Origin of the sequence: Polaribacter sp. L3A8 (genome assembly GCF_009796785.1) — a bacterium.
Taxonomy (GTDB): domain Bacteria; phylum Bacteroidota; class Bacteroidia; order Flavobacteriales; family Flavobacteriaceae; genus Polaribacter.
On sequence record NZ_CP047026.1, the window covers coordinates 1,029,629 to 1,053,285 of the forward strand.

Sequence of the window (23,657 nt, forward strand, 5' to 3'; positions counted from 1 at the left end):
AATCCTTCAGGATTTTAAAACCTGAAGGATTTGTTTTTAATCATAATATTTTTATTTTTTACCTCATCCCCCATATTAAACAGTCTAAAAATTAACTATCTTTTATTACAATCTATTCTCGGTATTTCTGTTAATATTATTTTAAAAATCGGTATTAAATTTACTTTAATTTTTAAATTTATTTAATTCTTCACGAACATCTGGATGATAATTTACCATCATTATTTGGTACTTTACAGAAGCTTCACTTAATAGTCTGCCAGTTGCAGGTTGCACAACTCCCCATTTATCTAGGTCATATTCCGTTTTAGATTTAGAACTTAATATAGATGTAATAGTATCATTATTTTCTTTAATTAAATTTAATATTTTATCTAATTTTCCTTCTTTATAATCTGGAAAACCACCCAGTATTTTTTTAAGGTCTTTGAAATTAAAACAATGTGGCAAGAAAATAGAAATTAACTCATATTCTCTCTTAATTGTCTCTTTAATATAAGCTGGATTATGTCCTGTAGCAGATAATACATTTAAAATACCAGCATACTCTGCGGTAGGATCTATAGCGTCTAAAAATATAGTTTTTTTATTTTTTCGAATAAATTCTAAAATATAGTTTTCTTTAGAATTGATAAAATTTACAAACTTAATATTCTTGGTAGCATCATTCTTTTTAATAACCTTTTCCGACTCTAAAAAACGGGCAAAACTGTGTGCACTTAACAAGCCTGAATTTTCAAAAATACCACCATCCAAAAAATGACCTTTTTTTTGTATTTGAGCAGTAGGACTTAAAACCGGGAATCTATTACTAGTAGATGCAACCCGATACAAGGAAAGCTCCTCCCCTTTTTTTGAACCCAAAATATTAATTGCTCCCGGAAAAATTGTATCATAATTATCATTCATTTCTTTGTCTAAAACCAAAGATAAAGAGTTGGCATATCTACCATTTAAGGAAGTAGAATTAATGATTAAAGGAGGAAACGGATCAATAATTTTATTATAACTTCTATAAAAAGTTTCTGATTGTTCTTGTAGAGAATCATTAAATACTAATAAATGTTGTTTCATTCCATAAAAAGAACGGTCTTTACCCTTAAACTTTGTAATTACACTTGGTATTAATTCTCGTAACCAATCGGCTCCTAAAAGAAAAACAATATCTAGAGAAAGAGAATTTAACCTCCCCAATTCTTCAATTTTTTCAGTTCTATTTTCAATTTTATTGGCTTTCATAAATGCAAAATTTGCAGCGCCTACAGTTCCTCCAGAAACCGTTGAAATACATCTTGCGTTTTCAAAAAAATCATTTTTACGGCATTCTAATTTATCAAGTAACAACATGGTCCATAAATTTGACTTTAGTCCTCCGCCAAAAGATGCTACAAAATAATGCTTATCCTTACCTTTTATAGTATCCTTAAAATTGGATATTGATGTTTCTTTTCCAGTTCTTTTTATAGTTTGCAATTCATGTAAATCATTTCCTGTAAAGATACTAAAGACACCAATTACAGTTAAAATGGTTAAAGCTCCCGGAATGTAATATTTCCATAATTCTTGATACTTTTTTATTTTATCAAAATTTGATGGTATCACCTGTTCTTCCTCTTGTAAATAATATTTTTTATGCTTAATATATATTACTAACATGCCATAATACGCCATGTAATACATTAAAAAAATTGGTATTGGATTTACTAAATGAATTTTATTCCAAAAAATAGTTAAAAACACTAAAGATAAAACACATAAAGCCCCAATAATTGAAATAATTCGCAAATAAACTATATTATTACTAAAAAGTGATAAAAGACTAAATACCTTTGGTTTAAATGGTTTTATCTGGCGTTGTAAAATAGGGTCTATGTAGGAGGTAGTATTTGCTTCTAAAAACATTTTTGTCCACTTTTCTGAATAAAAAACATATTTTAAATAAGATCTTCCAACAACAGAAACTATATATAAAATAGCTAATAAAAAATTGGTTATTAACGCTAAGAATACATATGTCTTGGACCATTCTGCCTCATTTATTAAAAAATATAGTATAAATAGCGCTATTAAAACTAAAATAAAGGGTAACATCTTTATAATAAAAACAAACCTCTTTTCCTCTTTTATAAATTCTTTTAATGCACTTTCACTTTCTTTAAAAGAAGCGTCTACTATATCCTTTAGACTTGAAAAATACCAAGTAAACCAAAAAAGTAAAATTGCTATAAAAAAGGTAATTGGTACTGTAAGGTTTAAGTTATAAACTTTATCAATAGCCTTTAACGACATAAAAAAGAAGGAAAGAAAGAATAATACTCCTAAACATCTTCTTAAAAACTGCATTAAAAAAATATCATCCTTACTTTTATTTTCCGTTCTCTTATCTAATTGACCTGGGTTATCAACTTTAGTAAAATAGATAATTCCGAATGATAAAAACCTTATGGTTTTACTTAATACAAATTCATAATGATTAGAATTCATATATTTAGAATTTTTAAAATAAATGGGGTAATGTGCAGTTGGTATGGCTACTACAGATAATAAAAGAAGCGTTAACACTAAATTATATTTACTTTCATATAAGGTAATTAAAATGTCTCCGCCCTGATCTACAAAACCGATAAGAAAGGATACAATTATAATAAACACCAAACTAATTCTAGCGTCTATTATGAGTTTTATTAATACAGATTTATACTTTTTAATCATAACAATAAAAAAGAGTAAAAAAGACAAAGCATACAAACCTTCTTTAACTGGTTTTATAAACTTTAAAGCATCAAACTTCATTAATAAATACAACCAATTCTCAATAAAATCTGAACAATAAGTGATTATAAAAAAGTAGTAAATTATTTTTAATCGTTTATTATTCTTAATTTTTAAATCTAATATTCTATATAAAAAATATAACAGAATAGGTGCCCAAATAAAATCAATTAAAAAGAAAATATAATACCATACATCTTGTTTTATGTCAGTAATAAAATTAATATAATATGGAGTAGTAATATTAAATTGAGGATGGTTTATTAATTCGTTTACATAAAACAAACTTCCTACTATGCCCATACATAGTGTTAAGATTAGTAAAATAAAAAAATGGGTAGATAAATTAGGTTTCATAGCGTTTGGTAGTATTAATTGGTTAGCATTTTTTTTTCATTAAAGATAAAAAAAAATTGATAAACAAAACCTCTATTAATTCAACCTAAAAAAACTAAACACTTAATTTATAATGTATTAAAAAAAACAACAATGCATTTTAAGAAAGTTTAAAGCATAAAAAAACTCCTATAAAAAGGAGCTTTTTTTAAATATATTGATATTGTTTAGCAGAAAACAACTACTCTTCAATAACCTCACCTTCTTCTGCTAATAAAGCAAAAAACTTATTCAGGTTAGGCATAATAATAATTTTAGTTCTTCTGTTTTTAGCTCTATTTTCTTCACTTGTATTTAAAAACAAAGGCATTGTATCTCCTCTACCAGAAGCAATTAACCTACTTCCTTCTATTTTAAACTTCTCTTGTAAAAGTCTCACAATAGAAGTCGCTCTTTTTACACTTAAATCCCAATTATCCTGCACACTTGCATTATTAATAGTTTTCGAGTCTGTGTGCCCTTCTATCATAACGTCAATACTAGGTTCAGATTCAATAATATCTGCTAATTTTGTAATTAGCATTAATGCACCTTGTTTAACCTTATAACTTCCTGTATTAAATAACAATTTATCTGAAACAGAAATCATTACTACAGTTTGATCGATGTCTATATTTATATCATCAGAATTTTGAAGTTCATTAGAAACAAATGTCTTTTTAAAAATATTATAAGCTACTACAAGGTTTAAAGTATCTTTAAAAGTCTTCGCATTTGCTAATTTTTTAGGATCAATTTTAGTTAACGTTTCATTCATTAACTTTCTACCTTTTTTAGAAATAACGGGTACACCATCTACCATTTTAAACTTTACGGCGTTTTCTTTTTCTAGAGTAACATTATCGCTTTTTAGAGAATTAATTTTATCATTATAGGCTTGAACTCTTTGATCAATCTTTTCAAATTTAAGTTCTAACTTTTGCAAATTACCTTTGGCATCTACATACTTTTTTTCTAAATCTACATACTTTTTTTTAGAGACACAAGAAACTGATATTAAGACAATTAATAATATAAGTGAATTTTTCATATTTTTTTTATTTACTTCAATAGTACGATTTTATTATTTTTATCACAAATAAAAGAGAAAACTAGATACGTGTCTCTCATTTTTTAAAGGATTTATTACGCTATTATTAAAAGAGAATCCCCCCTTATTTATAGCATAAAAAAAACTCCTTTAAAAGGAGCTTTTTTTATTATGTATTTATTTAAACCTACTTATTAATCTGAAAGTTGATCATCTGATATTAAAGCAAAGAATTTATCTAAATTTGGTAAAATAACAATTCTTGTTCTTCTGTTTTTTGCTCTATTAGCGTTTGTAGTATTTTCTACTAAAGGCACTGTAGATCCTCTACCTGCAGCAATTAATCTACTTCCTTCAATATTATATTTACTTTCTAAAAGACGTACAATAGAGGTTGCTCTTTTTACACTTAAATCCCAATTGTCTTGCACCGTAGCATTGTTAATTGTTCTAGAATCTGTATGACCTTCAATCATAACATCCATACTAGGTTCTGACTTAATAACGTTTGCTAATTTTTCAATTAAACTATAAGCACCTCTTTTAACTTTATAACTAGCTGTGTTAAATAACAATTTATCAGAAACAGAAATCATAACCACTGTTTGATCAATATCAATATTGATATCCTCTGAATTATTTAAATCTGTAGTATTCATCTTATTTTTTAAATTATAAGATATTGCCAAGTTTAAAGAATCTTTTAAAGTTTTTGCATTAGAAAGTAACGCAGGATCTACTTTTGATAACGTTGCTCTCATCCTTTCTCTAGTGTTATTAGAAATAACAGCTGTTTTACCAACCATATCTAACTTAACATCATTGGCATCTTGTAAGCTTGAATTATCACTTTTTAAGGAGTTAATTTTCTCATTATAACTAGCAACTCTACTCTCTATTTTCGCAAATTTACCTTCTAAAGCTTCTTTTTCTAAAGTTGTTTTTTGAAGCACTCCTTTAGTATCTGTATACTGATTTTCTAAAGCAACATACTTTTTCTTAGAAACACATGATGTTGCCAACAAAGAGATGGCTACAACTGGAATAATTAATTTTTTCATTATGTTAAGTTTTATTTAATAGTTACACTCTAAACCCTAAAAAGGATTAAATATTATAAATCTGTATTCGTTTTAGCTATTTTTAACTAAATATGTTAAAAAACCCATAATAGCATTCTAATATGGGGTTTTTCTTCAAATTTTATGTAAGATCCAATTATTTAAGCGAGCTTAAACTACTTTTTATCGTTTCTATTTTCGCAATTGTATCAGACTCTTTTTTACGTTCTAATTCTAATACTTTTTCTGGTGCATTAGACACAAAACGCTCATTAGATAACTTTTTTGTAATTCCGAATAAGAAACCTTCTGCTCTTTTAAGTTCTCCTTCTAGTTTTTTAATTTCAGCTTCTACATCAATATTTTCTATAGAAATAGGTACAAAGTATTCATTAGATTTTACTCTAAATGATGCGCCTTCTACTTTTTCTGAAACATAGTTTATAATAGATGTATTTGTTAATTTCTGAATAACAGCATCAAATTCTTTAGTGCTTTTGTCATTATCAATTACAAACAATTCTACCGCATCTTTAAAAGAAATATTTTTATCTTTTCTGATGGTTCTAATTCCTGATACAACTCCGGTTGCAAATTCGAAATCTGCTATAATCTTCGCATCAAAATCTTTAATTACTGGATATTTAGCAATAATTAAGGCTTCTTCTGGCGTTCTATCTGCAATATATTGCCAAATATCTTCCGATAAAAATGGCATAAATGGATGCAATACTTTTAAGTTGTTTTCTAAAACTTCTATAATAGCATCAAATGTTTGCTTGTCTATTGGTTGTTGGTAAGCAGGCTTAACAATCTCTAATAACCAAGATGAAAAATCATCATTAATTAGTTTGTAAATAGCCATTAAAGCATCACTTAAACGGTATTTAGAAAAATGATCTTCTATTTCTGCTAACGTTTTTTGAAACTTTGCCTCATACCATTCTAAACCAATTTTAGACGTTTCTGGTTGTGGTAAACTTGCAGCTACTTCCCAACCTTTTATCAAACGGAAAGCATTCCAAATTTTATTTGCAAACCCTTTTCCTTGCTGACATAAGTCTTCATCGAACATTAAATCGTTTCCGGCAGCAGAACTTAATAAAAGACCTACTCTTACACCATCTGCACCATAAGCTTTAATCAATCCTAATGCATCTGGCGAGTTTCCTAAAGATTTAGACATTTTACGTCTTTGTTTATCTCTAACCAAACCAGTTAAATACACATTATTAAAAGGCTTTTCGTCTTTATATTCATACCCAGCAACAATCATTCTTGCCACCCAGAAAAATAAAATATCTGGTCCGGTAACTAAATCGTTTGTTGGGTAATAATATTTAATTTCTTCGTTCTCTGGATTTCTAATTCCGTCGAAAACAGACATTGGCCATAACCAAGAAGAAAACCAAGTATCTAAAGCATCTTCATCCTGTGTTAAGTCGTTGGTTGTTAGTTGTTGGTTGTTAGTTTTTCCTTTCGCAAGCTCAAGAGCAGTATCAATATTCTCTGCAACTACAAAATCTTCTTTTCCGTCTCCGTAGAAAAAAGCAGGAATTTGTTGTCCCCACCAAAGCTGACGAGAAATATTCCAATCACGCACATTTTCCATCCAATGACGGTAAGTGTTTTCAAATTTCTTTGGATATAAATTGATTTCTGCATCTTCACCTAAAACTGCATCAATTGCAGGTTGTGCAAGATCTTTCATCTTTAAAAACCATTGGTCAGACAATCTAGGTTCTATAACGGCTTTTGTTCTTTCTGAAGTACCCACTTTATGAACGTGAACTTCTGTTTTTACTAAAATTCCTTTTTCTTCTAACTCTTTAGCAACCTCTTTACGAACAACAAAACGATCTTTTCCTTGATAATGTAATCCGAAGGAATTTAAAGAAGCATCATCATTAAAAATATCGATAACCTCTAAATTGTGTTTATCACCTAAATTTTTATCATTTTCATCGTGTGCAGGTGTTACTTTTAAACAACCTGTACCAAATTCTAAATCTACATATTCATCCTCAATAATAGGAATTACTTTATTAGATAAAGGTACAATTGCTTTTTTCCCTTTTAAATGCGTAAAACGTTCATCATTTGGGTTGATACAAATTGCAGTATCACCAAAAATAGTTTCTGGTCTTGTAGTCGCAATGGTTAAAGTATCCTCAGATCCTTCAATTTTATATTCTAAATAATACAAGTTTCCTTGTCTTTCTTCGTGGATTACTTCTTCATCAGAAAGTGTAGTTTTTGCTTCTGGATCCCAGTTTACCATTCTATACCCTCTATAAATTAAACCTTTGTTGTATAAATCAACAAAAACTTTAATTACAGATTCAGACATTTCCGGATCCATTGTAAAAGCAGTTCTTTCCCAATCGCAAGAAGCTCCTAGTTTTTTTAATTGCTCTAAAATGATTCCTCCGTATTCATCTTTCCAATCAAAAGCGTGTTGTAAAAACTCTTCACGCGTTAAATCGCTTTTGCTTATACCTTGTTCTTTTAATTTGGCAACCACTTTTGCTTCTGTAGCAATAGATGCATGATCTGTACCGGGAACCCAACATGCATTTTTACCTAACAAACGTGCACGTCTTATCAATACATCTTGTATGGTATTGTTTAGCATATGCCCCATGTGTAATACTCCTGTTACGTTTGGCGGCGGAATTACAATTGTGTAAGGCTCTCTTTCATCTGGCGTAGAATGAAAATAGTTGTTTTTCATCCAGTAGTCGTACCATTTATCTTCTACTTGGCTTGCATCATATTTAGATGGAATTGTCATACTTTGGTATTGTTTTTGTAATATAGTTAGCAAAAGTACAATTATCTATTTTCTAGAGAAAATTAGTAGTTGATTTTTTAAAACAAATTATTAGTCTTAATTTTACAGTATAAAATATTTATTATGAAAACCTTTGGTACATTATTAGTAATTTTCTTTATTTCTTTTTCTATAAACGCGCAAGAATTTAAATTTGAAGAAGAAACAATTAACTATGGTAAAATTGATAAAAATTCTAATGGAGAAAGAGTTTTTATTTTTACAAATATTGGAGATCAACCATTAATTATAAAAAACATTCAGTCTTCTTGTGGTTGTACGGTTCCTAAAAAACCAGAACACCCAATTATGCCAGGAGAAAAAGGCGAAATTAAAGTTTCTTATGATACCAATAGAGTTGGTGGTTTTTCTAAAACAATTACTGTTTTTTCTAATGCAAAAAACCCTAGAAAGCCAATTAAAATTAAAGGTTTTGTAAATAAACAAATTTCTTTAGAAAAAGATAAAAGTGTGGTTACCCAGCATTAAACTTTTTTTTCTAAACGAAATTCGAATTTCATTTTTGTACCATTTCGCATAACTGTAATTCTAATTTTCTTTTTATCTTTTTCTCGAAATTTATGAATAATATAAGCTATATCTAATTGATGGGCTTGTTTGCCATTAATTTCTAGAATAACATCATCTTTTAATAAGCCCGCTTTTTCTGCTGCTGAGTTTTTTACAACATGACGAATTACAAAAGAAGGTTTAAAATTAAAAGAGTATCTGGTAACAAAAGAAACTGAATTTCTATCTGATCTTTCCCTATTATAAGGATTTGTAGCCTTTTCTACGACTTCTTCTTTTACCAACTGTTTGCCGTTATAACCAATATCTAACCCACTCATATTATAATTAAAATCGTCAGTGAAAGAACCATTCTTTTTTAAAGTAATTTTTTTATTAGGATAATCTATCCAAACTTTAAACCGACTTAAAATACCACCTCCAATACTTCCATTTCTTGCTTTAAATTTTCTAGCATTATGTGTTGATACTGAATCTAAAAAAGAAACCGTTGGGTTCTTAATTACAAACCGACCTAATTTAAACTTAGAAACTCTACTTCTATTGCCAAAAATAGATCCGCTTAATCCTTCACCTAAAATATCTTTAAAAAATAATTTAGGCGTTCTAATCATTTTTTTAGAATTTTCGAAAAGCCAAATAGCATCACTTCCTCCAGAATCTACTAATAATTTTACATCTGTAAATGTATCTCCAATGGTGTCTAAACCAACCTTAGCCTTAATATAAGGTTTCCTTCTATAAAACTGAAACGGAATCGTTTCGCATTTTTTACACTTTTTATAGGTATAGGTTAAAGGATTGTAAAAGTGAATCTTTTTTGTTTTGTAATTGATATTTATAATTACGTCTTTTAATAAACTATACCCAATAATACCATGAATGGTTGTCCCCATTTTACTGGATAAATCAAAAAAGTCATTTAAAACAACATATACCGCTTCATTGTTACTTACTAACCCTTTTATTTTAAAGGTGTTTTTTTGTGATATTATAGCCTCTACGGCATCCCCACTTCCTAAACCTCGTAACTGAATATTAGAAGTATTTAACAAACCAATACTATCTTTATCCGATAAACGAAATATAATAGTTTTATTTACACCGGTATCTAAAATAAAAGACAATTCCTTTCCATTAACTTCTATAGGAATTACAATTAAATTATTAATGAGTCTAAAACGTATTTGTTGATGATTTTTTAGACCTTTAAAAACAAACCCCGTTTGAGAACTCAACTCAAATGAGAAGAATATTGATAAGATAATAAGAAAGCAGGTTTTTATCAAGTTGATCTTTTTACATATACAAGATACAACTTAAGATTTTAACCTATAATATCGATAAATATTAACCTCGTTAAAGTTTCTTTAATATACTCTTTTAAGTAAAATATATTTCGGAAATTCGCATATACAAATATTTAAAACATAACTATGCCTGCAATATCTAAGAAAGGATTAAAAATGCCAGAATCACCAATTAGAAAATTGGTACCGTATGCCGAAGATGCTAAAAAAAGAGGTGTTAAAGTATTCCATTTAAATATAGGTCAACCAGATATAAAAACACCACAAGTTGCTTTAGACGCAGTAAAAAACAATACGATTACCACATTAGCGTATGCGCGTTCTGAAGGTTCTGAAGAATACAGAAACAAACTCGTTTCTTATTACAAAAAACACAATGTAAATGTAACTGCAGACAATATTGTAATTACAACAGGAGGTTCTGAAGCCTTGCTTTTTACAATTGGAAGTATTACAGATCCGGGTGATGAAATAATAATTCCTGAGCCTTTTTATGCAAATTACAACGGATTTTCTACAGCTTCTGGAGTTAGCGTTGTACCTGTAATTTCTAAAATTGAAGATAATTTTGCATTGCCAAAAATAGAAGAGTTCGAGAAATTAATTACAAAAAAAACCAAAGCTATATTAATATGTAACCCTGGTAATCCTACAGGATATTTATACTCTAAAGAAGAAATTCAGAAATTAAAAGCAATTGTTTTAAAACACGATTTATATTTAATTGCAGATGAAGTTTATAGAGAATTTACTTATGATGGTTTAGATCATACCTCAGTATTAGCTTTAGATGGTTTAGATGAAAACGCAATTATTATAGATTCTGTATCTAAACGTTACAGCATGTGTGGTGCCAGAATTGGTTGCATTGTTTCTAAAAATAAAGAATTTATAAAAACAGCTATTAAATTTGCGCAAGCACGTTTAAGTCCGCCAACGTACGCTTTAATTGCTAGTGAAGCTGCTTTAGACACGCCTCAACAATATTTTGATGATGTAAAAGAAGAGTATGTAGAAAGAAGAAATACTTTAATTGCAGAATTAGGTAAAATTGATGGTGTAAAAGTTGCCAACCCAAAAGGTGCTTTTTACTGCGTTGCACAATTACCTGTAAAAGATGCAGATCATTTTGCAAAGTGGTTATTAGAAGATTTTAATTTAAATAACGAAACGGTTATGGTAGCGCCTGCAAGCGGATTTTATTCTACGGAAGGTGAAGGTAAAAACCAAATTAGAATGGCTTATGTTTTAAACAAAAGTGATTTAATTAGATCTGTAGAAATTTTAGGAGAAGCTTTAAAAGTATATAAAGATTAGTTTAACTGGTACTATAAAAATAGTAGCGAATTAAAAAACTAATTTATAATGTTTTAAGTAAAAATGATAAAAGCTGACATCAATATTAAAATAGTAAAAGCTAGTATTGAACATGCTGAGTTAATTGCCGAAATTGGTAAAAAAGCATTTTTAGAATCTCACGGACATAGTGCTTCCGCAGAAGACATGAATAGTTTTATTTCTAAGACTTACAATAAAACAAGTATATCTAAGGAGTTTAAAAATATAAAAACCCAGTATCATATTATCTATGTTGATGATAAAGTTGCTGGGTTTTCTAAAATTGAATTGAACTCTGCAAACAAAGATATTGATGATTTATATGTAACTAAACTAGATAGAATATATCTTTTAAAGGAGTTTTACGGACAAAAATTAGGTACTAAACTATTAGATTTTAATATTCAATTATCAAAAAAACATCATCAGAAAGGTATTTGGTTGGCAGTTTGGGTAGAGAACCAAAGAGCTCTAAATTTTTATACAAAAAGAGGCTTTAAGATTGTAGGTAAATATAATTTCAAAATATCTAAAACCAAATCAAATCCTAATCATATAATGTATCTTAAATACGAGTAGTAATAATTAAATTTATAAAAAAACATGAAAAACATAGTATTCGCAATTATGATGTTAACAACAATCATATCGTGTAAAAAACATAATGGAAATGAAAATAACCAAACTGTAGTTGATAAAAATATGTCTCAAGAAAAAGTGATTTCTGTAACCGGAAAAACATTTGAATATAATTACGGAGACTCTGTGTATGAAGTGCATTTCAAATCAGAAAACATTCTACATTGGAAATGTATAAAAGGAGAAGAAAAAGATAGAGAAGAAGATGAAAACTACTCTAAACAAAGACTTAATAATTATACCTTATTTCTTTCTTGGATTGAAAAAGATGGCTTAGGTGTTAGTCAAGTGGTTAATTTAAAGAAAAACTCTGTCAATACTTTTTTAACAATTCAAAAAGAAATTATACCAATATCAGGAACAATTCGTGAGTTAAAAAAATAAAACTGGTTAAATTTAGAGCAGTATAATTTTAAACTTGGTAATGACGTACAACCCGACTTTTTGATAAAGTTTAAACTAAATAAAAGTCAATTAAAAAAACTAATGATATGTCTGGAGAAACAAATTTAGCCGAATTAATAAAAGGAATGACTCCAAAGTTAAATGACGGCGAATATGTGTTTTCTACCGTAAAAGAGATCGATATTATATACCGAAAAGACACCATTTGTGAATTTAAAGAAAAAGAAGGGACAACAATTGTTTTAGAAAGGAAAAAAGCAGATAAACTAAACCTTAAGTACCATTATGTTGCTTCTTGGATTACACTTACCATTCACTCGTCTCTTGATGCAGTTGGTTTAACAGCAATATTTTCAACAGAATTAGCTGAAAATAATATTAGCTGTAATGTAATTTCAGGTTATTATCATGATCATATTTTTGTAGATAAAAAAGACGCAGAAAAAGCAATTAAAGTTTTGATTGCATTATCTGAAAAGCAGCTATAAAAATAAGTAACAACACGTTAAAAATTGGAAATGAAAAAAATATTTTTAGTAGTTATAGTAAGTATAACTTGTTTAAATTATAGTTTTAGCCAAGAATTACAAGACGGAGAAAAAAGATGGAGTACTGATAAAAAACTAGCTTTAAACGATTTTAAAATAAAAACTAGTGACAACAATAATCAAAATGTTTACAGTCAATTTGTAATTTCATATTCTGCAAAAGGATTTGATTTTTTGAAAAAAAATCTAAATAAAAACGTTGAAAATTTATTTTCAGGAAACGCTTCTTGGATAGATACCTCTAATGTAAAGAATATTGATCAACAAATAGAATTTCAGCAAATGCAATTTGATCTTGCCGAAATTCACGCTCGGAAATTTAGACAGCAATTGTTTTTAAAGAAATGGAAAATAACCAGAGGTTTTGACATTCTAAAAAAGCTTAGTAATAAAATAATGGCCGAATTTTCTGAACAAAGAATGATCCTAATTAAAGAAACAGAAGGTGGTATAAATCAAGAAAAATTATTGGAGTGGAAAGAAAAAATTTCTAAAGACCTAAAAGAGTTATATGAATTTAGGTTTGAAAATAAGAAGAAAATAAAACGAAAAAAGTAAAACTTATAAGCAATATATTAGATAAAAAATTGCGGATCCAATATACATCAAAAACACTTACTTTAAATTGATGTAAAAGAATAAACATCGTTATAAATTTACAGAAAAAATGAATATACTAAAAAACATATCACTAAAAAACTACAACACATTTGGTATTTCTGTAAATGCCAAACGTTTTATTTCTGTAGATTCTGTCTATCAATTACAGCAACTTTTAAAGGTTGAAAAAGACCTCTTTTTAATTTCTGGAGGAAGTAATATGTTGCTTACAAAAGATATTGAAAAGTTAGTAGTGCATATAGACATTAAAGGTGTTTCTATTGATAATGAAGATGACAATGCAGCGTACATTACGATAAATGCTGGTGAAAACTGGCACGATTTTGTGCTTTGGTGTGTTTCTGAAAACTATGGCGGAATTGAAAATTTATCATTAATACCAGGAAATGTAGGTACCTGCCCTATTCAGAATATTGGTGCGTATGGTGTAGAAGTAAAAGATACCATTACAAAAGTAGAAGCTTTAGAAATTGAAACAGGTAAATTAGTTCAGTTTTCTAACGAAGTCTGTAATTTTGGTTATAGAAACTCCATTTTTAAAAATGAAGAAAAAGGGAAATACATCATTACTTCTGTCAGTTTTAAATTGACAAAAAACAACCATAATTTAAACTTTTCTTACGGAGCCATTGAAACAGAATTAATATCTAAAAACATAAAAAAACCAACTTTAAAAAATATTTCTGATGCTGTTATTGCTATTAGAAAATCGAAACTTCCAGACCCTAAAGAAATAGGAAACAGCGGTAGTTTTTTTAAAAACCCAGTCATTGCTACTTCTCAATTTTTAGAGCTTCAAAAAGAATATACCAACATACCAAGTTATGAGGTTTCTGATACTGAAGTGAAAGTTCCGGCAGGTTGGTTAATAGAACAAGCAGGTTTTAAAGGAAAACGTTTTGGTAATTGCGGAGTGCATGAAAAACAAGCGTTGGTTTTAGTTAACTATGGTAATGCCAGTGGGAACGAAATTTATCAGCTTGCTGAAAAAATAAAAGAAACCATCTTTAAAAAATTTGGAATTCCTTTAGAAATTGAAGTAAATATTATTGCATAAAAAAACCTCATCAAATTAATGATAAGGTTAAGTATATACAATTTCTAAAATACTATATTTCTAATTTTAATGTTTTAATATCTGCAATTAATTGTTTTACAGAATTTTTACTTAAACCATTGTAAATACCTCTAATGTGTTTGTTTTTATCAATAAGAACAAAATTTTCTGTGTGTAAAAAATCGTCAATGCTTTTTGGTTTCCCTAGATCTTCTTCTACAAAATATGATTTTCTGCCTAAGTCGTAAATTTCTTTTTTATCACCAGTAACCAAATGCCAGTTCTTACCAATTTCTTTATCTAAAGCATATTTTTTTAACTGCGCAACAGAATCTATGCTAGGTGTTACAGAATGAGAAAGTAATAATACTTCATCATCATTTTTAAAAGCATCTTGCACTAAAGACATATTACTTGTCATTTTAGGACAAATACCTGGACACGTAGTAAAGAAAAAATCGGCCACATAAATTTTATTTTCAAATGTTTTCTGAGTAATATTTTTCCCATCCTGATCTGTTAAACTAAAATCTGGAATGGTATGAAAAGATGTTAACTGATCACTTTTAGCAGCTATCCATTTAGGTGTAAATGAAGCTTCATTATAATAAGGTAAAACGTCGGTTTTACTAGAAATTTCTTTATGATCTGTTTTTTTACAACTTAAAAAAAGAAGTAAACTCACAACAACAAAACTATATATCTTTCTTTTCTTCAACTTTTTCATTTTTTAATTGATAACATAAATTTGCGCGTTTCATACCAAAGGTTCTACCATTTTTAGCTTCATAGTTTACATAAATCTTACCATTTTGTAACCAAGCTCTTTGTAAACCGTTTTCATTTCCTTTTAGTAAATGTCTTTCTTTAGATAAGGTTCCGTTAGAAAACCATTGACGTTCTACTCCTTCTAACTTGCCCTTTTTGTAGTTTGCTTCAAAAGCTAAAGTTCCGTTTTGCCACCAAGCCTTGTAACTCCCTACAAGTACGTTTTGTTGGTAATGAGAAGCCATTTTTAAAACACCACTTTTAAACCAAACTTTGTAAACACCTTCTTTTTTACCATTATAAAAACCAGTTTTTTCTTTTAAAGTATCATTGGCGTGATATTTTACAGCAAACCCATTAAAAAGTGCATTCTTATAATACCAATTCCCTTCATTACCATTTAAAACCAAGCTATCTTTATGAACAATAATCTTGGTGTTAATTTCTACTTTTTTAAGAACGGTATCCTTTTTTGCACTATTGCTTGAAGAATTACAACCAATAATACAAATTGAAAAAAGGGGAAATAATAATCTTAAAAATCTCATTTTAGTAACCTTGGTAAGGACCTTCAAAAGCAATATAAGAACCTGTTGTAGCATATAATTCATTAATAATATGATAATGATATTCCTCTATCCCATCAGAATGTTGTGTTGTAGAAGTATGACCTCCAGAAGTATCTAAATCTGTTGGATACGTACCTGTTGCGTTACATTTTCTACCATACAAGAAAACTCCATCTAATAAAACACCTACTAATTTGTCATCATCATCAGAAAATGCTTTTGGTTCTAAATGATAATGATAAACTCCAGGACCAATGTGTGCCCCAGTCCAATCTAAACTTGCTGCTGCTTGATCTAAAGCTCCGTTTCCTTCTTGGTCATTAAAAATAGAAGCACCACTTACAGCAATACCTATGGTGTTTAATTGTGTACTAACAGTGCTACCCGTTAAATTTGGAGTAGCATCTACCGTAATGGTGGTTGCATTATTATTACTAGACATAATAGACGGCGTTGTAGCTACACCAGATTCCTCTCTATATAACTCACTTCCCTCTCCCCAATACACAGTTTCATGGTTTGGTAAACCTGTGGTTTCTATGGTAACGGTTGTACCACTATTAGATAAATAAATATCTGTAGCATCTGTATTAAATTCGGAATATGCAGCATGTAATTCTGTAATTACAGTATCTGTATCGCTAACATCTACATCTGCCGCATCTACATCTGTATCTGAAGTACAAGAAACAAATGCCGAAAAAAGTAATACTATAAGTGATGTGGTCTTAATAAATCGGTTTTTCATTTTTAGTGGTTTTGGGTTATTTAATATTTAGATGCGAGCTCTATAATAAACTTGCAATTTTTATTATTTATTTTCTATTCGGTTTAGGTCCTTTCTCTAATTCATCTTTTGAAACATATCCATCTTTATTGCTATCAACCTTAGAAAAATCTTGCTTTAAAGGCCCTTTTACTTCTGTTCTAGATAATTTTCCGTCCTTATCGGTATCCATCATTTCTAATAGTTCCTCAAAGTTTTTACGCTTCCCTCCTTTTCTTCCATCATTTCCATCTCTAGGCGGTCCTCTACGTTCATCTTCTTTTACCTCTCCCATTAAACATCTGCTTACATACGGAAACTCATTTGTAACCAAGTACATATATTTTCCATCTATTGTAATTCCGTTGCATTCATCTAGATCTCCAGAATTTGCAACATATTCAAAATCGGAACCATAGGTTCCATCATGATTATCGTTTAAAGCTATTTTTATGGTTTCTTTCGGATTTTCATAAACACAATCTTCTCCCTCTCTCGTTCCGTCTAATAATTTATAACTCGGTTTATAGGCATTACTTTTAGAGTAATAAATAGGAAAACCATCGTGTGCAAAACCAACGTGTACCAAATCTTTTCCAGTATCAAATTCTTTAATTACAGAAGTTGGAGTTCCGTGATAATGATACTCCCCTGTTGGCTGTACGTGCGCATGATTAAAATCGAGACCAAGATCTATTACATCTTGGAAAGCTTCTACCCTATAATTCTCTCCCGTTTCACAAACAACAACTTCCGCGGTTCCTGGTTCAAACTTTACTCCGTTTAACGCAACTCCTGGTTCTCTAACCCAAGTTGCTTTCCCTGTATACTTTGGTTTTGCAGGAAAGGTGTATGTTTTATTCTGAGCAGAAATTATATTCGGATTTCCTTTTCTTGGAAAAGCACCTGTTTTATGATCTGGCAATGCATTTGTAACCATTTTTCGTTCATCACCAGTTACAGTAACAATTGTTTTTGTTCCAAAAATTTTACTTATTAAACTATAGGAATCAAAATAATTTACAGCAATACGTGTGTGGCTTTCTGTTTCTCCATTATGTGTATGCTTAGTCGCTTGACTTTTACACCCTATTAATAAAATACTTGCTAATATTGGTATGAAATACTTTTTCATCATTTTAAATTGTTTTATAAAAGTTTAGATGTCCTTTTATGAATAAACTTGTGTTCTTTAACTTTTTTTAACAAAAAAAGCTTTCTAATTTCTTAGAAAGCTTTTAATAATTAATCGAACTTTAATACTATTTTTTTCGTTTAGATGATTTTTTATTTTTAAAAGAGTAGGTATATTTTAGTCCTAAAATATTTGTGATGTCCGGAAAATCTACATTCAACTCTTTTTCAAATCGATAAAACACCCCTACTTTACCAAAATTTTTTATTTTATAGTCTGTACCTAAAGTTAATCTATATTTATTAAATCCATTTTCATCTCCATCTTGAAACTTATTAAATATTTCTGCAGAAAATTTAGGATCAAATTTCCAATTTTTAAAATTGTATTCTAGAGAAGTCTTAAAACGAATGTTTTGATTTGCCTCATCTCCTTCATCAGTAGAAACACCTAATTCATTTTTATTTTGATAACGCAATCTATATCCAATTTCTAGATTATTAATTTGATGTTTGTACATGGCATCAACCTGAAATCTAAAATGATTTTCATAGCCTTGTATATTTCCTTTATTATCATTCTCTCTTATATACCTTGCACCTACACCCATTTTAAAATCTTTAAACAAGGTGTATTCTGCATTTAATTCGGTAAAAAAGGCATCAACTTCAGAGAAGTTTTCTTTTAATCTAAACTGTTCTTCTAAGCCAAAACTCCACTTTTTATTCAACTTATATTCTACTCCCAAGGTACTCCAAGAAGCCCAATCACTATCTGCTGTTTGCCCATAATTTAAACTTGTAAATAAAATTGCATTTAAGACTAACAACTTTAAAAATAGTGCTTTTTTTGTGCTGATTATACTCATTATATCCATTTATTTTTAAGTTAAAAGCCTATTTATTTTTGTAATAAAAAATAACAATTGTTGCAGTATCTTTTAAAAAATCTACCTGACCAATATCTATAGAGTTAATAGACAAACCCGTTCTGTTTTCTAAATCTTCTTTTAAGAGATGATAATTTTCAGGTTTAATATTTTCTATATTTTCATAAACAATAGACTTAGAAACCACTTGTTTTAAAGCCCAATATTTTTCGATAAGCAACAGTACAGTAACAATAATTATATTTGCAGATAAAATTTCTGCATAACTCATTTTTTTATTTGCCAAAGAATTAATTATTGAAACCCCAATAACCACAAACAAATACGTCATTTCTTTAATATCTACAGGATTTGTTCTGTATCTAATAATACCAAAAATGGCAAATAACCCCAAGGCCATTCCAATATCCATTTGATATTTTTTAAGCGTAAAACATAAGAAAAACACAATGAGACTAATTAAGTAATACGTAAAAACGTAGTCTTTTCTTTTTGAAATAGGATAGTAAATAAATCGAATAATTATGGTTAGAAAAATATAGTTTAAACAAAGTCTAAACATCATTTTAAAAAAATCATCATCGAATAAAGGGATATCTAAAAACTCCATAGTTATGCAATTATATTATTTATTTTTATTAATTTTCTTTTAAAAACATTGTACTTTAAATCATTATAAAGACTAACCATACCAATACAATACTTGCTAATACTATAAGGATTTTGATGAATTGATTTTAATGATTTTACAATTTCTGATTTTCGGTTAAACCGTTCTTGTTTTACCTCTATCACTACTAGATTCTTGAAGTCTTTTTTAACTTCATTCATTTTATACGATAAATTAAGATCTACCGTAACACGTTCTTTACTTTTTAAATTTACAAGTGTTATTCTATTAAAACCATTCCATAAACTAGGCTCTAAATGATATTCTTGAAGTGTAGTCGATGAAATAAAATCTTTAGAAGATTGGGTTAAGTTCAACTCAAAATCAGAAACAGGTATTCTTGATTTATTGGTTTCTCCTTTACCATTTTTTTGTTTTATCTCTAAAAAACAAAGATCAGATTCTATATATTTTCTTTGTCTAATTTTTGTTCTGTTATTTTTTCCGTTATGATGATCGTTATAAAATTTATTTTCAATTGTATCAAAATATAAAGACGAATAACTCATTATTCTATCTTTTTTAATTTCTAAAACCTTATAATGATTTCTTATTTCTTTTAGAATAGAAAATAACTGAATTTTATTAATTACAAATTTAGTATCCGTTCTTTTCATTAATGCTACACTATTCATTTCCTCTAAAGAAATCGAAGAAAAATTTTCCATAATACTTTTAATATTATCTACCATATATTCATTTTATATTATAATTATGTTATATAAAGTTTAGATACTGTTTTTTTAAACTTGTATTACCTTCAGTGAAAAAGACATTAAAAAAAAGCCTCACAATTTTATATGAAGCTTTTAATAACTAACCAAACTCAAATACTATTTTCTTTAATTTAAATAAGCTGCTACTGCAGCTTTTCTAGAAGTTGCATGTGATTTTAATTGGCTAACTGCCGATTGAAAATCTGAACTGTTATTTAAAAATGTATAACCTGTAACTTCTGATGTTGCATATTCTTCTACTAAAGCGGCATAGCTTGTATATAAAGCCTGAATTGTAGATTCATTAAACGCACCGTTTATAACCTCTTCTACATACGCATCATACTTTTCTTTATACACTTCATCTTGATACATATACCCTATTAATGGCCATTGAGAAGCTGTTAATCCAGAGAAATTTAAAGATAAAGCACCACCTTGTTTACCTGTCTGTAAAGCTTCATTATTATCCCAAGGAATCCAAGTTAGTTTACTCGTAGCAGGATCATTGTATAAGAAATAATTATGTGTCATTCTACCATAGGTATCCCAATTTTGAACCACTGTATTTACAGCCAAGTATTTTAAAAATATGTCGGTATCAAAAACAGCATCTAAACTTGTTCTCCAAGCGGCAGCATCTGTAGTTTTTGTACCATCATTTATAATTGTTAAAAGACTTTGTACATCAGAAAAATCTGCCTCATCTTCATTATTTTTCTTTACATATTCGTCTTCATCAAAAGTTCCATTTGCAAAACTTGCAGCATCACCATCTGGTTTGTATAGATTTCCTCCATCATCAGAAAATTGTGTATCTAAAACACTACCATCTACCTCTTCTACTAAAGTATACAATCCAAAATATTGTGGTCCATTACCATGATCCACATATAATGTGTAAAAAGCGGTATGAGACGCCACTAAGCCAGCGTTTCTAAACACATCTGTAGCTACTTTTTCTCTTAACATAGAACTATCATCATAATTATTTTTAAGACTTAATTTCTTAATTCCGTAAAAACGTTGATTCTTTATTTGAGGATAATCATCTTCAAACTCATCAAAATCTAATTTGAATGATAATTTTAAAATCCCTGCTTGCCAACTACTTTTTAAACTTGAATTTCCTTTAAAACGCAAACCAACTCTATACCATTCTTTCCCTTCATAAAACACTTCTCCAGGCACAAAAATTGGATCTTCATCGATATCTACAGAAACACCAGGTCCTCCTGCAGAACTTCCTCCAAATGTTCCATAAAGGTTCTCCATATCATCTAACATGGTTTGCCAACGAGCTTCCGTAATAACAAAGTCTAACCTTTTTACTGTGTTATCTTCAAAAACTTCGCTAATATTAGCATCTACATCTTTACTATGTGTAGCCTCTGTCCAGTCTATAGCTTCAAAATCTGTATCATCTATTACTACAGCAACTTCATTACTATCATCTGTATCATCTACTGTAACATCAGAAACATCATCACTTGTACACGAAAAAATAAAAAGTGTAATCACTAATGAGAATAATTTAATTTTATAATTTTTCATAATTAATTGTTTGATTGATTTTTTTGATTCTATTTTGTTATCCTTATTTTCTTGGTCTTTCTCTTCTCTCTGGTTTAGGAGCATCTTTCAGTTCTTTTTCTGAAATGAAACCATCTTCATCAGTATCAACTTTTTTAAAATCTTTTGCCAAAGGCCCTTTTACTTCTTTTTGAGAAATTTTACCATCTTCGTTTGCATCAAATTCTTTTAAAAGTTGTTTAAATGTTGGTGGTCCTTTTGGTTTGTCATCAGAATTATCTGCTTGTGCAAAACTTGATGCTGACACCCCTAAAGAAACTATTATGACTGCTAAAATTTTATTTGTTGAGTTTTTCATTTTAAATCTATTTATTAAGTTTATATACCTTTAGATGCTAGTCCTTTTAAAAACTTGTGCACGTTAACTTTACTTTAACATATCTAATTAAAAAATAGTAACACCTAAAACTAAAGCATTAACTTTATTATAAAATACTTTAAAAACCAACTTTATAATTCTCAAAAAAAAAAGATCCAAAGCAGTTAAGCTTTGGATCTTTTTTATAACTAAATTATTTATAAATATATTATCTTGGTGGAGGCATCCTTCTATTATTTGGTGGCATTCTATCTCCGCCCCTTATTGCTTCTTTAATTATTTTATCAAACTTTTGCACTTGATCTGCAGTACAAATTTTTCTTACTTGTTTAAAAAAAGTAAAAACCTCTGCATCTTTTTTTGCTTGTAAAAGTCCAATTTTTGTAGTTAAAGAATCAATTGTAAAATTTTCTTTATTAAAGCCATCAAATAAAAGATCTTTTTGATTTTTAACTTGATCCTCTAAATTTCTCATAACATCTCTATGCGCAACATCTAAAGTTCTAAATGCTTCTTTTTGAGTTTCAGAAAAACTTAATTGAGCTGTTAAAAAATTCCTTTTTGGATTGTTATGTTGATTTTCATGCGGTTTTTTTACCAACATAAAAATTAGTACTCCATTTAATAATACTAACAAGATGATAAGAATAGGAAGTAATTTTGATTTCATAACTTTTAATTTAAAATAGAACTGCTATCTGATTGTAAAGAGTATTCTTGTGCAAATGTTTTAATATCTGAGGTAGAACTAGCACTTTGTGACGAATTGTTAAAAGCATAAAAAATAGTTCCGAAATTTAATAACAATATAACACTCAGAGTTGCCAATTGCAATTGCGGTGTAAACCAAGAAAAAACAGGTGTCTTCTCTTCCTTTTCTGCATTTAACTTTTGCAAAACCTTATGTTTAAAAAAGTGATTTACTTCAACTTTTTTAATATTATCTAATGCTTTAAAAGCATCATCTACCTGCTGATTTATGTCTTTTTTAGTTTTCATTTTTTTGTGTTCTTAAAACAATACTATTTATTTAGATGCTAGAAATTATAAAAACTTGCACTAATTTTCTGATTTATAAAAATTCTCTAATTTATCTTGCAATCCTTTCTTAGCCCTAAACATTAAAGATTCTACTGATGATAAGCTTTTACCTGTAATTTCTACAATTTCTTGGTAACTTTTATCATCAATCTTTGCCAACGTAAAAACAACTCTTTGTGCTTCTGGCAAGGTATTTATAGCCTTAAAGATGATGGCAGATTTTTCTTGGTTCTCTAATAAAATTCCTGGATGATTAACTTCTGTAAAGTAACTTGTCTTATCTATAGGTATTTCATTACCTAAAATTGTTTGCATAAACGCAAACCTTTTTTTAGTGTTCTTTTTTCTGATGAATTCTAAACACTTATTGGTAGCTATCTTGTATATCCAAGTAGATAATTTAGAATCACCTTTAAATTTATTTATCGACTTAAACACTTCTAAAAAAACTTCTTGCGCAACATCTTCTGCATCTTCTTTATTTGGAATAAAGGAAATACAGGTACCAAAAACTTTCTGCTGGTAATCATCTAAAAGTTGACTAAATGCAGCTTGTTTTCCTGCTTGTAATTCTACTATAAAAGATTCTTCGTTCAAAGGGGGGCGCTTATTAAAAAAGTAAACATACAAAAAAAGACTGCTTCTTAAAA

General features: G+C 28.7%; 23 protein-coding genes and 1 pseudogene. 7 read left to right on the top strand and 17 right to left on the bottom strand.

Features of this window, described 5'->3' with window-relative positions:
- Positions 1-165: 165 nt before the first annotated feature.
- From GQR92_RS03905 to GQR92_RS03920, 4 genes are all read right to left on the bottom strand, one after another.
- A complete protein-coding gene (locus GQR92_RS03905) occupies positions 166-3,075 on the bottom strand; it encodes a hypothetical protein (RefSeq protein WP_158837894.1) in 2,910 nt (969 codons plus the stop codon).
- Between the two features lie 274 nt (positions 3,076-3,349).
- The gene (locus tag GQR92_RS03910; protein WP_158837895.1) at positions 3,350-4,198 is read right to left on the bottom strand and encodes an OmpA/MotB family protein; all 849 of its coding nucleotides are present in this window, start codon (positions 4,196-4,198) and stop codon (positions 3,350-3,352) included.
- Between the two features lie 194 nt (positions 4,199-4,392).
- Positions 4,393-5,259 (bottom strand): OmpA/MotB family protein, encoded by an 867-nt coding sequence (locus tag GQR92_RS03915; RefSeq protein ID WP_158837896.1) that lies wholly within the window; start codon positions 5,257-5,259, stop codon positions 4,393-4,395.
- Positions 5,260-5,416: 157 nt separating this feature from the next.
- The gene (locus GQR92_RS03920) at positions 5,417-8,053 is read right to left on the bottom strand and encodes a valine--tRNA ligase (protein WP_158837897.1); all 2,637 of its coding nucleotides are present in this window, start codon (positions 8,051-8,053) and stop codon (positions 5,417-5,419) included.
- A gap of 123 nt (positions 8,054-8,176) precedes the next feature.
- Here GQR92_RS03920 and GQR92_RS03925 point away from each other — a divergent pair, with 123 nt between their 5' ends.
- Positions 8,177-8,581: a DUF1573 domain-containing protein gene (locus GQR92_RS03925; RefSeq protein ID WP_158837898.1), complete on the top strand. Its 405-nt coding sequence runs from the start codon at positions 8,177-8,179 to the stop codon at positions 8,579-8,581.
- Here GQR92_RS03925 and GQR92_RS03930 read toward each other — a convergent pair.
- The gene (locus GQR92_RS03930; protein ID WP_233269997.1) at positions 8,578-9,912 is read right to left on the bottom strand and encodes an aspartyl protease family protein; all 1,335 of its coding nucleotides are present in this window, start codon (positions 9,910-9,912) and stop codon (positions 8,578-8,580) included. The two genes, GQR92_RS03925 and GQR92_RS03930, sit on opposite strands and share 4 nt — an antisense overlap.
- 147 nt (positions 9,913-10,059) lie before the next feature.
- Here GQR92_RS03930 and GQR92_RS03935 point away from each other — a divergent pair, with 147 nt between their 5' ends.
- From GQR92_RS03935 to murB, 6 genes and pseudogenes are all read left to right on the top strand, one after another.
- Positions 10,060-11,250, top strand: a complete 1,191-nt coding sequence (locus GQR92_RS03935; RefSeq protein ID WP_158837899.1) for a pyridoxal phosphate-dependent aminotransferase — start codon at positions 10,060-10,062, stop codon at positions 11,248-11,250.
- Positions 11,251-11,313: 63 nt separating this feature from the next.
- Positions 11,314-11,850, top strand: coding sequence for a GNAT family N-acetyltransferase (locus tag GQR92_RS03940; RefSeq protein ID WP_233269998.1), 537 nt, complete (start codon positions 11,314-11,316; stop codon positions 11,848-11,850).
- Positions 11,851-11,874: 24 nt separating this feature from the next.
- Positions 11,875-12,294: a MoaF-related domain-containing protein gene (locus tag GQR92_RS03945; protein ID WP_158837900.1), complete on the top strand. Its 420-nt coding sequence runs from the start codon at positions 11,875-11,877 to the stop codon at positions 12,292-12,294.
- Between the two features lie 107 nt (positions 12,295-12,401).
- Positions 12,402-12,803, top strand: a complete 402-nt coding sequence (locus GQR92_RS03950) for an ACT domain-containing protein (RefSeq protein ID WP_158837901.1) — start codon at positions 12,402-12,404, stop codon at positions 12,801-12,803.
- Between the two features lie 30 nt (positions 12,804-12,833).
- A complete protein-coding gene (locus tag GQR92_RS03955) occupies positions 12,834-13,421 on the top strand; it encodes a hypothetical protein (protein WP_158837902.1) in 588 nt (195 codons plus the stop codon).
- A gap of 100 nt (positions 13,422-13,521) precedes the next feature.
- A pseudogene (gene murB, locus GQR92_RS03960) lies at positions 13,522-14,541 on the top strand (UDP-N-acetylmuramate dehydrogenase); the annotation flags it as partial.
- A 52-nt stretch (positions 14,542-14,593) separates the two neighbouring features.
- Here the strand turns inward: murB and GQR92_RS03965 are convergent.
- From GQR92_RS03965 to GQR92_RS04020, 12 genes are all read right to left on the bottom strand, one after another.
- Entirely contained in the window at positions 14,594-15,268 is a 675-nt protein-coding gene (locus tag GQR92_RS03965; RefSeq protein WP_158837904.1) for an SCO family protein, read from the bottom strand.
- Positions 15,237-15,857, bottom strand: coding sequence for a toxin-antitoxin system YwqK family antitoxin (locus GQR92_RS03970; protein WP_158837905.1), 621 nt, complete (start codon positions 15,855-15,857; stop codon positions 15,237-15,239). The genes GQR92_RS03965 and GQR92_RS03970 overlap by 32 nt, the downstream gene beginning before the upstream one ends.
- A 1-nt stretch (position 15,858) precedes the next feature.
- Positions 15,859-16,626, bottom strand: coding sequence for a YHYH protein (locus tag GQR92_RS03975; protein WP_158837906.1), 768 nt, complete (start codon positions 16,624-16,626; stop codon positions 15,859-15,861).
- A 67-nt stretch (positions 16,627-16,693) separates the two neighbouring features.
- Positions 16,694-17,782, bottom strand: a complete 1,089-nt coding sequence (locus GQR92_RS03980) for a YHYH protein (RefSeq protein WP_233269999.1) — start codon at positions 17,780-17,782, stop codon at positions 16,694-16,696.
- 124 nt (positions 17,783-17,906) lie between these two features.
- Positions 17,907-18,647 carry a DUF2490 domain-containing protein gene (locus GQR92_RS03985; protein ID WP_158837907.1) on the bottom strand — a complete coding sequence of 247 codons (741 nt, stop codon included), beginning with the start codon at positions 18,645-18,647 and terminating at the stop codon, positions 17,907-17,909.
- 28 nt (positions 18,648-18,675) lie between these two features.
- On the bottom strand, positions 18,676-19,278 hold the full coding sequence (locus GQR92_RS03990; RefSeq protein ID WP_158837908.1) for a DUF4956 domain-containing protein: 603 nt from the start codon (positions 19,276-19,278) through the stop codon (positions 18,676-18,678).
- 2 nt (positions 19,279-19,280) lie between these two features.
- Complete coding sequence (locus GQR92_RS03995) at positions 19,281-20,030, bottom strand: polyphosphate polymerase domain-containing protein (RefSeq protein ID WP_158837909.1); 750 nt, start codon at positions 20,028-20,030, stop codon at positions 19,281-19,283.
- A 150-nt stretch (positions 20,031-20,180) separates the two neighbouring features.
- Entirely contained in the window at positions 20,181-21,608 is a 1,428-nt protein-coding gene (locus GQR92_RS04000; RefSeq protein ID WP_158837910.1) for a CotH kinase family protein, read from the bottom strand.
- A 43-nt stretch (positions 21,609-21,651) separates the two neighbouring features.
- Positions 21,652-21,945: an EF-hand domain-containing protein gene (locus GQR92_RS04005; protein WP_158837911.1), complete on the bottom strand. Its 294-nt coding sequence runs from the start codon at positions 21,943-21,945 to the stop codon at positions 21,652-21,654.
- A gap of 229 nt (positions 21,946-22,174) precedes the next feature.
- Positions 22,175-22,636, bottom strand: a complete 462-nt coding sequence (locus GQR92_RS04010; RefSeq protein WP_158837912.1) for a Spy/CpxP family protein refolding chaperone — start codon at positions 22,634-22,636, stop codon at positions 22,175-22,177.
- Positions 22,637-22,641: 5 nt separating this feature from the next.
- Positions 22,642-22,965: a hypothetical protein gene (locus GQR92_RS04015; protein ID WP_158837913.1), complete on the bottom strand. Its 324-nt coding sequence runs from the start codon at positions 22,963-22,965 to the stop codon at positions 22,642-22,644.
- Between the two features lie 60 nt (positions 22,966-23,025).
- The gene (locus GQR92_RS04020; protein WP_158837914.1) at positions 23,026-23,604 is read right to left on the bottom strand and encodes an RNA polymerase sigma factor; all 579 of its coding nucleotides are present in this window, start codon (positions 23,602-23,604) and stop codon (positions 23,026-23,028) included.
- Between the last annotated feature and the right edge of the window lie 53 nt (positions 23,605-23,657).

Excerpts from the sequence above, each read along its gene's own strand:
- GQR92_RS03905 (WP_158837894.1), bottom strand. The coding sequence starts at position 3,075 with ATGGGCATAGTAGGAAGTTTGTTTTATGTAAACGAATTAATAAACCAT.
- GQR92_RS03955 (WP_158837902.1), top strand. The coding sequence starts at position 12,834 with ATGAAAAAAATATTTTTAGTAGTTATAGTAAGTATAACTTGTTTAAAT.
- GQR92_RS03950 (WP_158837901.1), top strand. The coding sequence starts at position 12,402 with ATGTCTGGAGAAACAAATTTAGCCGAATTAATAAAAGGAATGACTCCA.
- GQR92_RS03975 (WP_158837906.1), bottom strand. The coding sequence starts at position 16,626 with ATGAAAAACCGATTTATTAAGACCACATCACTTATAGTATTACTTTTT.
- GQR92_RS03990 (WP_158837908.1), bottom strand. The coding sequence starts at position 19,278 with ATGGAGTTTTTAGATATCCCTTTATTCGATGATGATTTTTTTAAAATG.
- GQR92_RS03940 (WP_233269998.1), top strand. The coding sequence starts at position 11,314 with ATGATAAAAGCTGACATCAATATTAAAATAGTAAAAGCTAGTATTGAA.
- GQR92_RS03965 (WP_158837904.1), bottom strand. The coding sequence starts at position 15,268 with ATGAAAAAGTTGAAGAAAAGAAAGATATATAGTTTTGTTGTTGTGAGT.
- GQR92_RS04000 (WP_158837910.1), bottom strand. The coding sequence starts at position 21,608 with ATGAAAAATTATAAAATTAAATTATTCTCATTAGTGATTACACTTTTT.
- GQR92_RS03995 (WP_158837909.1), bottom strand. The coding sequence starts at position 20,030 with ATGGTAGATAATATTAAAAGTATTATGGAAAATTTTTCTTCGATTTCT.
- GQR92_RS03910 (WP_158837895.1), bottom strand. The coding sequence starts at position 4,198 with ATGAAAAATTCACTTATATTATTAATTGTCTTAATATCAGTTTCTTGT.
- GQR92_RS04010 (WP_158837912.1), bottom strand. The coding sequence starts at position 22,636 with ATGAAATCAAAATTACTTCCTATTCTTATCATCTTGTTAGTATTATTA.
- GQR92_RS04015 (WP_158837913.1), bottom strand. The coding sequence starts at position 22,965 with ATGAAAACTAAAAAAGACATAAATCAGCAGGTAGATGATGCTTTTAAA.
- GQR92_RS04005 (WP_158837911.1), bottom strand. The coding sequence starts at position 21,945 with ATGAAAAACTCAACAAATAAAATTTTAGCAGTCATAATAGTTTCTTTA.
- GQR92_RS03945 (WP_158837900.1), top strand. The coding sequence starts at position 11,875 with ATGAAAAACATAGTATTCGCAATTATGATGTTAACAACAATCATATCG.
- GQR92_RS03925 (WP_158837898.1), top strand. The coding sequence starts at position 8,177 with ATGAAAACCTTTGGTACATTATTAGTAATTTTCTTTATTTCTTTTTCT.
- GQR92_RS03980 (WP_233269999.1), bottom strand. The coding sequence starts at position 17,782 with ATGATGAAAAAGTATTTCATACCAATATTAGCAAGTATTTTATTAATA.
- GQR92_RS03970 (WP_158837905.1), bottom strand. The coding sequence starts at position 15,857 with ATGAGATTTTTAAGATTATTATTTCCCCTTTTTTCAATTTGTATTATT.
- GQR92_RS03985 (WP_158837907.1), bottom strand. The coding sequence starts at position 18,647 with ATGAGTATAATCAGCACAAAAAAAGCACTATTTTTAAAGTTGTTAGTC.
- GQR92_RS03915 (WP_158837896.1), bottom strand. The coding sequence starts at position 5,259 with ATGAAAAAATTAATTATTCCAGTTGTAGCCATCTCTTTGTTGGCAACA.
- GQR92_RS03935 (WP_158837899.1), top strand. The coding sequence starts at position 10,060 with ATGCCTGCAATATCTAAGAAAGGATTAAAAATGCCAGAATCACCAATT.
- GQR92_RS03920 (WP_158837897.1), bottom strand. The coding sequence starts at position 8,053 with ATGACAATTCCATCTAAATATGATGCAAGCCAAGTAGAAGATAAATGG.